General features: G+C 51.1%; 10 protein-coding genes. 1 reads left to right on the top strand and 9 read right to left on the bottom strand.

Annotated features, from left to right (window positions below; all coding sequences use genetic code 11):
• Positions 1 to 528, bottom strand: a 528-nt coding sequence (locus ACPLUI_RS05960) for a hypothetical protein (RefSeq protein WP_424659360.1), incomplete at its 3' end; no start/stop codon positions are given.
• Between the two features lie 297 nt (positions 529 to 825).
• Here ACPLUI_RS05960 and ACPLUI_RS05955 point away from each other — a divergent pair.
• Positions 826 to 2,943: a PBP1A family penicillin-binding protein gene (locus ACPLUI_RS05955; RefSeq protein WP_424659359.1), complete on the top strand. Its 2,118-nt coding sequence runs from the start codon at positions 826 to 828 to the stop codon at positions 2,941 to 2,943.
• Between the two features lie 68 nt (positions 2,944 to 3,011).
• On the opposite strand, the gene ACPLUI_RS05950 is transcribed toward ACPLUI_RS05955, so the two are convergent.
• The 8 genes from ACPLUI_RS05950 to ACPLUI_RS05915 form a co-directional block, all read right to left on the bottom strand.
• Positions 3,012 to 3,815, bottom strand: a complete 804-nt coding sequence (locus ACPLUI_RS05950; RefSeq protein ID WP_424659358.1) for an energy-coupling factor ABC transporter ATP-binding protein — start codon at positions 3,813 to 3,815, stop codon at positions 3,012 to 3,014.
• The gene (gene cbiQ, locus ACPLUI_RS05945) at positions 3,805 to 4,836 is read right to left on the bottom strand and encodes a cobalt ECF transporter T component CbiQ (RefSeq protein WP_424659357.1); all 1,032 of its coding nucleotides are present in this window, start codon (positions 4,834 to 4,836) and stop codon (positions 3,805 to 3,807) included. The genes ACPLUI_RS05950 and cbiQ overlap by 11 nt, the downstream gene beginning before the upstream one ends.
• Positions 4,836 to 5,879 carry a cobalt transporter CbiM gene (cbiM, locus tag ACPLUI_RS05940; RefSeq protein WP_424659356.1) on the bottom strand — a complete coding sequence of 348 codons (1,044 nt, stop codon included), beginning with the start codon at positions 5,877 to 5,879 and terminating at the stop codon, positions 4,836 to 4,838. Before cbiM ends, cbiQ begins: the two co-directional genes overlap by 1 nt.
• 474 nt (positions 5,880 to 6,353) lie before the next feature.
• Complete coding sequence (locus ACPLUI_RS05935) at positions 6,354 to 7,676, bottom strand: ammonium transporter (RefSeq protein WP_424659355.1); 1,323 nt, start codon at positions 7,674 to 7,676, stop codon at positions 6,354 to 6,356.
• A 145-nt stretch (positions 7,677 to 7,821) separates the two neighbouring features.
• A complete protein-coding gene (locus tag ACPLUI_RS05930) occupies positions 7,822 to 8,160 on the bottom strand; it encodes a P-II family nitrogen regulator (protein WP_424659361.1) in 339 nt (112 codons plus the stop codon).
• 190 nt (positions 8,161 to 8,350) lie between these two features.
• Positions 8,351 to 9,001, bottom strand: a complete 651-nt coding sequence (locus ACPLUI_RS05925) for a redox-sensing transcriptional repressor Rex (RefSeq protein WP_424659354.1) — start codon at positions 8,999 to 9,001, stop codon at positions 8,351 to 8,353.
• Positions 9,002 to 9,185: 184 nt separating this feature from the next.
• Entirely contained in the window at positions 9,186 to 10,040 is an 855-nt protein-coding gene (locus ACPLUI_RS05920) for a TIGR02186 family protein (RefSeq protein ID WP_424659353.1), read from the bottom strand.
• Entirely contained in the window at positions 10,040 to 10,957 is a 918-nt protein-coding gene (locus tag ACPLUI_RS05915) for a sulfite exporter TauE/SafE family protein (protein ID WP_424659352.1), read from the bottom strand. The genes ACPLUI_RS05920 and ACPLUI_RS05915 overlap by 1 nt, the downstream gene beginning before the upstream one ends.
• Positions 10,958 to 11,221: the final 264 nt, after the last annotated feature.

Genomic DNA, 11,221 nt, shown 5'->3' with positions numbered 1-11,221 from the left:
GGTGAAGGGGATATTTATGCCCACAATACCACCCCCGAAACCGCTCGCCAGGTTATTTATCGTCAACGCAAGGGCAAGCAAAAAGGCCTCCTTGCCGTCTATTTCCTTGGAGAAATCCACATCGGCCCTCCAGGGTTCCCTTAAAATTCTAACAAAGATGCCTAATGATTTGATATGGAACTCCAGAATCTTCTCCGCGCCTGATTGTGGAGCCGCGGAACCTGACGTTTCCTGACAAACCGGTTCAGCTGTGTTATCGCTCGGGTTAATCCAGGATTGTAAAATGATCCAGGCTCCGACACCGACAATAATGGAAGAGCCAATGATATTGGCCAGGTAAGCCTGAATATATTTAGCTACCAGGCTGCCCATGCACATCGATACAATGGTGCCAGTTGTGCTTACAAGGGCCACAATCAAGTTCGACCGAAAAGGAAGACCGATGCGCCGGATGCCGTAACTGGTTCCGATACCGATATTATCCAGGTTGGATGATAGAGCCAATAAAAATGCCGATAAAAATTTCATTCGGAACCCCTCCAATTGATTTCAGGTCAGTTTCAGATTTATGTTTTAAGAACGGAGGGGGTTACAAAAATTTGTAGAAAAACAATGAGCAAGCGTTTGCTGGGATTGCCATAAGCTCCAGCTGTTGTCAAATATACACTTAAACCGTGAATCTTATCACGTGGTATAATAAATTGATAGACGAATCCCTTATAATCTATCGTAATTTCTTTCATCAATTTGGTATTTTTGCTCCCGCTGGAGTCGTAACAACCACGCTTTGGAGGTAGTCAAAGAGTGTCATCCGGAGTTAAAAAATTGAAACCCAAGAAGCAAATACGCTGGCTGGGGTGGTTATTAGCTTTAATTCTGCTTTTAAGCACAGGCTGGGCTTGCTGGGAAATCTATGCTGCCTTACGTGACTTACCCGCCTGGCAGATGGACTCCGTTCCATTAATCGCTCCCAGCACTCTCTATGCTGCCGATGGAACTCCTTTTGCCACTCTGGGACGCGGGTCTTTTATCCCCGTAGCTCAAAAGGACATCCCTCCCGTTGTTAAAGAGGCTTTTGTGGCTGCAGAGGATAATCGTTTCTATAACCACCCGGGCATTGATGTAAGAGGCATACTGCGGGCAGCCTGGTACGACCTTTTAAACCACAAAGTGGTTCAAGGAGGAAGCACCATAACCCAGCAATTGGCCAAGAATGCCTTTCTTACCCCTTCCCGCACCTTCAAGCGCAAAATTCAGGAGATTTTTCTGGCCATAGAGCTGGAACGCCATTACACCAAGGACGAGATCATGACCTTTTACCTCAACCGTATTTACTTTGGAGAGGGAGCATGGGGTATAGGAACAGCATCCAGGATATATTTTGATAAAGACGTAAAAGATCTCAGTACTGCAGAAGCTGCCCTGCTGGCCGGCCTGGTGCGGACTCCCAGTTATTATGATCCTTTCAAAAACCCGGAAATCGCTCTTGCCCGACGAAATACCGTTTTGCGTCAGATGTGGGAATGCGGCTTTATTTCCGCGCAGGAAGCAGCCCGCGCGGAGCAGGAGCCTCTTGGACTTAAACGGGGTTTTACTTCCCAGTCTCAATACCAATACCCTGACTTTGTAGATTATATTATAGACTCAGCTGAGGAGAAGCTTGACGAGTCAGCCCTTTTCCGTGGCGGACTCAAGATATACACTACCCTGGACATTAAAGCTCAAAGTGCAGCGGAAGAAGTCATAAAAAATCCGGCTTACTTTCCCCCCTCCTTCCGGGATACCAGCGGCGGGTTGCAGCCACAGGCAGCGGTGGTGCTACTTGATCCTCAAACGGGAGCCATAAAGGCCATGGTGGGAGCACGGGAGCACATGGTAGCGCGACAATTCAACCGGGCATACCAGGCCAGCCGGCAACCTGGTTCAGCCATCAAACCCATTTTGGTCTACGGCCCTGCCGTAGAATATCTGGGCATGACGCCCAACTCGGCAGTGGTTGACGAGCCAGTACGTTTCGGCAACTACCAGCCAAGGAACTGGGATGGAGTATACCGGGGCTCCATAACCTTACAGGACGCTCTGGCTTACTCGGTCAACGTCGTGGCAGTTAAACTTCTGCATATGGTAGGAATGGAGAAGGCGTGTAACTTTGCCCGCAGCCTGGGGATAGATGTGAGCACCGCTGATGGTTTACAGGCGGCCCTGGGAGGTTTGAGCCACGGGGTAACACCTCTGCAAATGGCGGCTGCTTATGCAGCCTTTGCCAATGGTGGTTATTACGTCAGACCCTACGCCATCACCCGTATTGTTCAACCCGACGGCGTGGTCCTGGCGGAGTTCCACCCGGAGAGGAAGCCTGCCATGAAGAAAGAAACAGCAACAACAATAGCTACCATGCTCAAGGCAGCAGTCCGGTATGGAACAGGAGCTAATGCCCGGATTGATGATCTGGCGGCGGGCAAGACAGGTACCACAGATGAAGGTAAAGATTTATGGTTTTGCGGGTGGGTTCCGCAAATGGAAGGAGTGGTTTGGATAGGTTGGGATGTCCCCCGGCCGATGCCGGGGGCATACGGTAGCCAGTACTGTACCAGGATCTGGCGGGAGATTATAATCCGAGCCTTAGATTTAAAAGCAGAGCCAGTGCTACCTTCGCCGTCTCAACCCACAAAACCCAAACCTGAAAATACTCCGCCCTCTACTCCCGTTCCCTCTATCCCGCCGGGTTCCCCCTTACCGGCCACGACACCGGAGCAGAAGGCCAACCCGGCACAAGAGCCTGGCTCTCAACAGGAACCCCGGACGGAAACGCAGCCCGGACCGGTGCTTCCCGAACAGAAACCTTCAGATCAACAACCAGCAGGGCAACAACTACCTCCTACAACAGAACAGAAAACGGAGCAGAATTCTCCTGCCCCGGACTCATCATCATCTGGCCAATAAAATTTCAGCATCCATAAGTGAGCCGTGATCAAGGCCATTAATCATTACCCATTCGGATATCCTAAACATTAACCATGAGCATGGTAATGCCGGTGACCGTTACTGTGCAAGTGATAGTGAAATTGATCATCCACCAGATTCACCTGCAACAGGAGAGCGCGGTTATTTAAGATTTCCTCCGGTGGGCCAGCAGCTACCAGACGGTGGTCCTCGCTAAAAACCAGTACCTTGTCAGCAATCTCACTGACTATATCCAGGTCATGAGTTGAAGTAACCAGAGTCTTACCTGCCTGGTTGAGCTGTCGAATCAGGTTGATCAACCAGCGCGTGGTACGGGGGTCAAGTCCGCCGGTGGGTTCATCCAGCAGCAATACTTCGGGATTAATGGAAAGCACCGAAGCAATAGCCACCTTTTTCTTTTCTCCGCCGCTGAGCTTATAAGGTGGCCGGTCTTTAATGTGTCCCAGACCCAACAGGGCAATGACTTCTTCCACACGCCGGTTCACCTCTTCGGGTTCCAGTCCCATCTGCACCGGCCCGAAAGCTATCTCTTCCCATACACTGGAGTTAAATAACTGGGCATCGGAATTTTGGAATACAAAACCCACCCTCCGGCGAAAAGCGAAGGCAAACTCCTCACAGCCCAGGTTTTCTTCGCTTAATAACTTCCCGAAAGCATAGACTGTACCCTCCTGGGGGAACTGCAGACCATCCAGGATCTTGAGAAGAGTGGATTTACCGCACCCATTGGCCCCCAGCAACACCACCTTTTCCCCCCGGAAAACGGTCAGGCTGACATCCGACAGAGCATCTTCCCCACCAGGATACCGGTAACTGACATTATTCAGCTGAAATATTACTTCACGAGCCAAGGAGCCGGTCACCCCCCAGGAAGAATAAGCCGACCATAACTACAAAACCCAACCACAGCCAATCCAGCAAGCGTACCTTAAATGCATACAACGACCCGGGTTTACCTGTATAGCCACGAGAAATCATGGCTGCATGTACTTCTTCGCTTAAGGTATAAGCCTTGTTCCACAAAGCACCCATAGCACCAGAGACAAAGCGGCGCTGTTCTCCGGTAGAAGTACGGCCCACGGTGCGGCTCTTTCGGGCAATAAACATATCGCTAGCCGCCTGCAAAAACAAGTAAATGTACCGGTGCGTCATTTCCAGTACAGTAATGAAAATCTGAGGGACCAGGATCATATGGAGTGCCTTTAGAAGTAACTGCCAGCGTGTGGTGAGAGTGAGAAGCAGGGCCAGGGAAACACACGCTCCTGTCCTTAAAATGAGAACCAGGGCTCCCAAGACCCCCTGTCGTGTGACAGCCAGCGTTTCCGGTATCAACCAAAACCCGAGATGAAATTGTCGTCCAAAAGAGAAGAGTGTGAAGAGAGGGTCACCAGGGCGGACAAAATTAAAAATGGAAGGCAAAACAATAATACCGGTAAAAATGGGTACGACCAACCAGACTCTCTTCAAAAACATACCCGGAGGGATTAAGGAAATCCTGGCCAACCAGATCAGCCAGAAGTTCATCACAAGCAGGGTCATTGGGTTTCGTATCAGACCAGCTGTCACGATTAAAAACAAAGTAGTCAGGACCTTGAACCGGGGATCAAGGCCCTGAAGCAGACCAGGCCGGAGAGCGGTCTCCCCGGCGAAAAATTCTTCCCGCATCAACCGGGCTATTTCCTCAAGCGTCTTTTCCACAAAACGGTGCCGCCTCATTTTGCGCCGGAAAGGGTGACCATTCACCTTTTTCCCGGACCCGCGCGCAATTTTTCCTTGACTCTCCACCCCATCCCCGGCTGGTGAGAGACATCCCTGACCTTGAAATGGCTCCTGCCTTTCCAGGAGCCATTCCGGTAAGTTCATTTCCTGCATCACTTGAACTCCTTGCCTTTCCCCTGGTTATCCTCGTGAAGCATACTGCGGCCGGCCGTATTTTGAAACCGGCCGAACAGGGAAGTAATACCCGCGATAATTGCCACACCCACTACCGCCGACAGAATATAACCCGCTGCCGACTGGAAGAAACTCTGGTCAAATCCGGGCAGGGCATAGTCCGGCATCAAGGCGTGCCAGCGGTCCGCCAGCCGCTGCAGGCCAGCCGGAACAAAGCCCAGCTTTTCTTTCAACTCGTCAATCCCCCACTCGCCCCAGGCCGTGCCCGACGCCAGAAGTCCTAATGGTGAGCACAGGAGCAAAATGGCCAGCCCCCACCACAACCTGCTGTATCCAGAGACCGAACTGGTTTCGATGGCCAGCATACCGGGATTGGTGGCCTGCAGGTAGCGTATTACGAGAGCGGTGACAACCCCCTCAATAGGGCCTGCTATGGTCAGGTGCGCCACTGCCATGGCCGGGACAGCCATGCTCAGCGGATATGGACAGTACAGTGGTGCCCCACTGGCAGTATGGAAAAGTAGTGGTTGCAGACCAAACTCCACAGCCGCACACAGAGCGGCCAGGTTGATGCTTATATACCCTCCTGCCAGGCCGCCAATCCACCGCCTGGCCGAGGTGAGTTCTGAATTGCCGGCAATCAGGCGATAAATATAGTAAGCTGAAAAAGGCAGTACAAAAGCCATATTAAAGGTATTGGCCCCAAAAGCCAGGATTCCTCCATCACCGAACAGCAATGCTTGAATGGCCAGGGCAATGGTAATACTGATACAGGCCGCCCACGGCCCCACTATGATGGCCAGGAGCGCCCCGCCTACGGCGTGAGCAGTGGTACCGTCGGGAATGGGCACGTTATACATCATGATGACGAATGAAAAAGCAGCACCAATGGCCATTAATGGTACGTGCTTGCTTTTCAGAGTCTGCTTGATTTTCCTTACAGCCGCAGCCCAAACCGGTACCATAGCTGCTCCCATCACTGCACATGTCTGGGGACTGAGATAACCATCCGGAATATGCATAGAACTGCCTCCCTCTTAACCCTTATTTTGCCAATGATCAGCGGACGTTCCTTCGAACCACCCGGCAATCTATGGCCGTACTCTACCGCAGGGCAAGAAAAATAATGACCACCGGTTTTCACTGCCAACATCAGCCCTGGTTTTCACCCACCTGGAACACCTGCAGGCCGGTTCCGGAACCTTAACAACCCCCGGGAAGCCGGAATTAAAAAACCACGGTAGTCTCTCCCGCACCCTGCAGATGAAGACCTCCGTGGTCCTATTTTTTGGTCCTAATTAAACTAAAAACTTGTCCTGGGAAACTGGTCACCCCGGGTACCTTCATGATACCCTTTACGGAATGGATAACCATTGTCCCTTACGAGAAGATTTTAAATCTTTTTACTTGACCTGTCAACCATCTTCTAGAAAAAGATTGACACAGATTGGCAGAAGGTTTCAGCTAATTACCTGAAGCACCCCGGGAACTATAAACTACTTCTGTACAACCGTGCTGTTCATTACTTCCGGAGTACAGGTGGTATCGGGTGTGAATTCATCCACCCCCACTTCACCCAGGGAACCGGCTACCAGACCGGTATAAGCAGGAATACCGTGTTCGTTGATATCCAGCCCCTCCAGTTCTTCACTGGCTGATACCCGGATGCCCACAGTCTTTTTCAAGAGATAAAAGACCAGCCCGGTAGCCGTAAAAGCCCACAGGGAAATTGTAAGCACTCCCAGAGCCTGCACACCCAGAAGATGCAACCCTCCACCATAAAAAAGGCCGCCCTTTTCCGCAAACAGACCTGCCGCCAGTGTACCCCAGGTACCGTTCACTCCGTGCACGGCAATAGCCCCTACCGGATCATCCACCTGTAGCCGGTCAAAGAAACCCACCGCCAGTACAACCAGCACGCCGGCCATGCCACCAATAACCACCGCGCTTGCCGGCGTCACGTAAGCCGTCCCCGCAGTAATGGCAACCAGACCGGCCAGGGCACCGTTCATAGCCATACTGGGATCGGCCTTACCGTATATACACATGGTAAATAACGTACCCGCCATTCCGCCGGCTGCTGCAGCCAGGTTGGTGGTGGCAGCAATACGGGCAATGTTCAAATCCAGACCGGACAGAGAACTGCCGGGGTTAAAACCAAACCAACCAAACCACAGGATAAAAGTGCCCAGAAAGGCCAGGTGCATATTATGAGCCGGCAGGACATTCACCGTCCCGTCGGGGTTATATTTTCCCTCCCGGGGACCCAACAGCAACACCGCCGCCAGAGCGCTCCAACCTCCCACGGCATGCACCACAGCGGAACCGGCGAAATCCAGCATACCCATTTTACCGAGCCAACCTCCACCCCATACCCAGTGTCCGGCCACCGGGTAAATCAATCCCGCAGCCAGGGCAGTAAAGACCAGGTAAGGGCCAAACTTCATGCGTTCCGCCACCGCTCCTGAAACGATGGAAGACATGGCGACTGCAAAAGCTGCCTGGAAAATCCAGTAGGCATAGATGGGTATCCGCAGGTGTATATGTTCAAAACTGCCGGTCAAGAAAAACCCGCTGGTGCCGAAAAGCCCCGACCTGTCCAGACCGTACATAATGGCAAACCCGAGGACCCAGTAGCTGAGCATCCCGATGGTACAATCGCCAAAAACCTTCATTACAATGTTCATGGAGTTTTTGGCCCGAATGAACCCGGCCTCCAAAAAAGCAAACCCCGCCTCCATAAAAAAGACCATGGCAGCACATAAAAGCACCCATACCGTATCCAGGCCTGCAGCCAGGATTGAAGTATTAATCTCCATAATCAATTCGCCCCCTTATCTTCGAAATTGGACCGGTAAACGATCCGGTTCGTCCCCACTTAAAAACAAAAGTGCTCCGGGTGTTGATTCACCCCGGAAGCACCTTTGCTCTCCAACGTCCTTCACTGGACATATACAGTTGTCTTTAGAGGGCTTCTTCGCCCATTTCACCGGTCCTGATGCGTATGGCATTTTCCAGCGGGTAGATAAAGATCTTGCCGTCACCTATTTCTCCCGTCCGGGCGGCATCAGCAACAATCCTGACCACCTCATCCAACCAACGGTCGGGAACGGCAATTTCTATTTTTACCTTGGGCAGCAGATTAATGCTATACTCATGGCCCCGGTAAATGCTCACCCGCCCCCGCTGCAGCCCGCAACCCAGCACCTGGCTGACCGTCATACCGTGAATACCAAAACGCCCCAGAGCTTCCTTGACCGCCTCAAGTCTGGCCGGCCGGATGATGGCTTCAATTTTTTTCACCAGCACAATCCCCCTCGATTGGCGCTGCATCACGGAAAAAAGAAAGCCCCAGGACGCAAAATATCCTGTCCTGGGACTTCATTGGCCCGGCTGATACAGCATTGTACCATGACTTTCATCATCTATTCTAAACCAGAAGTAGATTTATGACAAGGGGATCCTGTATGAAAATGACGTCCGCATTCTATTATTATATTGACAAACGCAACTGGCTTGCTTTAAAGCTTACGTTGAAGGTTAAGCTCTCCAATGTCACGGAAAGATCCACATTGCGGATTTCGATTCCCCCGGATATGTTCAGGATTACCGGGGCGAAGTTCAAAATAGCTTCTATTCCGTTCATCACCATATATTCGGCTACTTCCTGCGCTGCTGCGGGAGGCACAGCTACAATGCCGATACGTACTCCGTGCCTTTTTATTACCTCAGGCATCTTTTCCATGGGAAGAACATCCAGATTGGCAATTTTCTTCCCTATTTTGCCCAGGTCGTTGTCAAAAACCCCGACTATTTGAAAGCCACGGCTGTTAAACCCCCTGTACGTGCAGAGTGCGCAGCCAAGGTTACCCGCTCCAGCCAGAATCAGCGGCCAGTTCTGGTCCAGGCCAAGAATTTTCCTGAGATATCTCGTAAGATCCCTGACGTTGTAACCTATCCCACGGGTGCCGAATTCACCGAAATAGGCCAGGTCCTTGCGTACCTTGGCTGGATTAACACCCACTCCTTCGGCTATTTCATCGGAGGATACCGTTGTTATTCCATTCTGATCCATGCGTTCCAGATAGCGGGAATATATTGAGAGTCTGGTTATGGTGGCTTCCGGTACTCGCAAGGTTTTCATAGATTCACCCCTCAAATTAAAGTTTAAACCTCAAAGAAAAGAAAAGAAAAGATAAGATAAGAAAAGAAAAGAAAACCAGGTTTCTCAACCTGAGTATAATAGGCGAAAACCTAATTTCTTTATCTAAATAAAGTATTGAGTCAACAGGTAGCGACCAAAGGGCTGGTTTTTTATGAACCTATCCTCAGTGTGTTTCTGTAGAAAGCTCCCTTCTCTCTTCCGGTACTCTCCCTGTCAACTTCCTCAACAAGGCAGCCAAGCGTTTTTCCAGGAATTGAAATAAAAAGTTGATCATCAAGCCGGCAGCCAGGGCAATTAGAACTGCACAGGTGCCGTAAAGCAGACCGTTATTTTGCGCTGTAGTACGCTCCCAGCGGACCAGTCCCACGGGGTGAATATCAAGGGTGCTCCTGGAAGCCCCCAGGATCTGGCCGTCTTTGACAGCGTAGGCAATAATCTCTGGCTGACCCTGTGTGGCCGAGCCGGGCAGCGTGACGGTCAGGTGAAACTGGCTGCCTTCCCTCAGGATGGCATTTTCTTTAATGCGATATAGTCCATTTTTCTCGTACATATTGAACAGCGCATCCAGGTAATCCTTGCCCTGTAGACCCGCAAGCATACGTGTTTGGTTACCGGCAGTCTCCTTGATGACAGCCTTTTCCCGGATTGCACTGAAGTCAGGATCGATACCCATCCTCTCTTGAAGGGACGGGCTTAATTCCTTTAACGGTTTCGAAGAATAGATCAGGTACAGGCCCGGTATGTTCTGAATTGTGGCATGACTTACATTCATCCACAGAAATCCATACCTTCCTTTTTTGTCTAATTTGACTTCTGTTGCTGGAGAAACAATTTTAACGTAGACATCGCTGCCCGGAGGAGCGTTCCCTGAAATAGATACCTTTTGGCCGCTGAAATTCAGCCCCACATCAATGTGAGCGGGGCTCGCAGTTACGCTCACCACCCCGGCCCAGGCCGGGATGCACAAAGCCAGCAATATGGCAGCCATGAACATACAAATTGTTGCTTTTGTCCGCATTAATGCCCACCTCCCAGTACAATCAGGCTTGATGGAGTGGCCAGCAGGTCGTTAGCCATTTTAACCATTACCCCGAGCACAATCAGGGAAAAAACAATGCGCAGCTGTTCCGCCTTTAACCTGCGGCCGATACGTGCCCCCAACTGGGCACCTATAGCAGATCCCAGAAGCAGCAGGAGAGCCAGGACCACATCCACCGTTCTGTTTACCATGGCCTGAACCAGGGTAACATTGGCAGCAGTGAACAGCACCGTAAACAAGCTGGTACCCACGGCTTTTAATGTTGGAATGCCCAGGATGTAGATCATCACCGGGAGCATGATAAAACCACCGCCGACACCCATTAAAGCTGCCAGCACACCAATGAGAAAACCGAGCCCGAAGAGTGAGATCATGGAGCATTCAATCCCGGAAACCGGGAAATAAGCTTTTAACGGCAGGCGGTTGAGCAAAGACGATTCCTGGGATTTGCCAGCTGGAATTTGGAGTTTGGCCCCCTTATTACGCAGGGCGTTAAAACTTTCCCAAAACATAAAGCTTCCGATAACCAGGAGCATGATGACATAAACGATTTTTACGGTAAATTCGAAATTTCCCATCTGTCTTAAAACGCGGACCAGTGCCGTGCCAGCAGTGCCCCCGGCAAACCCTCCGGCAACCATGATCAGTCCCAGCTTTAAATCCACATTGCCGGCCTGAAGATGGGCACAGGTTCCGGAAATGGAGGCAGCCACAATCTGGTTGGTGTCGCTGGCAGCAGCCACCGCCGGTGGTATACCCGCCATCATCAATAGAGGGGTCAGCAGAAAACCTCCACCTACTCCGAAAAGGCCAGATAACAGGCCCACCAGACCGCCCAGCCCAAGCACCATGTAAACGCTCATCTGTACCCCGGCGATGGGCAAAAAGATATTCATTTTTTTCCCCCCTAATGGAAAAATTCCGAAGTTCTTGTAAGCGCATTCACTAAAAGGGTGAAAACACTCCCGGTGTGCTTAAACAAAGATATGAATACCGACAACCGGTTTAAAAGATCCTGTCATGCGTGTTCTTAAATGGACCTGAACATGCACCTCCCTCCTTTGTTCCCGGCTGCACATTTCGAGGAGCAATGGCGGTGCCAGACAAAATATAACCGGTTATCCGGTAAAAGTCCTGAAAAATCAAGGCCGGACGGCAGT

This window comes from Desulfofundulus sp., assembly GCF_049701015.1.
Taxonomy (GTDB): Bacteria; Bacillota; Desulfotomaculia; order Desulfotomaculales; family Desulfovirgulaceae; genus Desulfofundulus.
The sequence above is the reverse complement of the archived record's forward strand: the minus strand, read 5'-3'. Positions and strand labels throughout refer to the sequence as shown.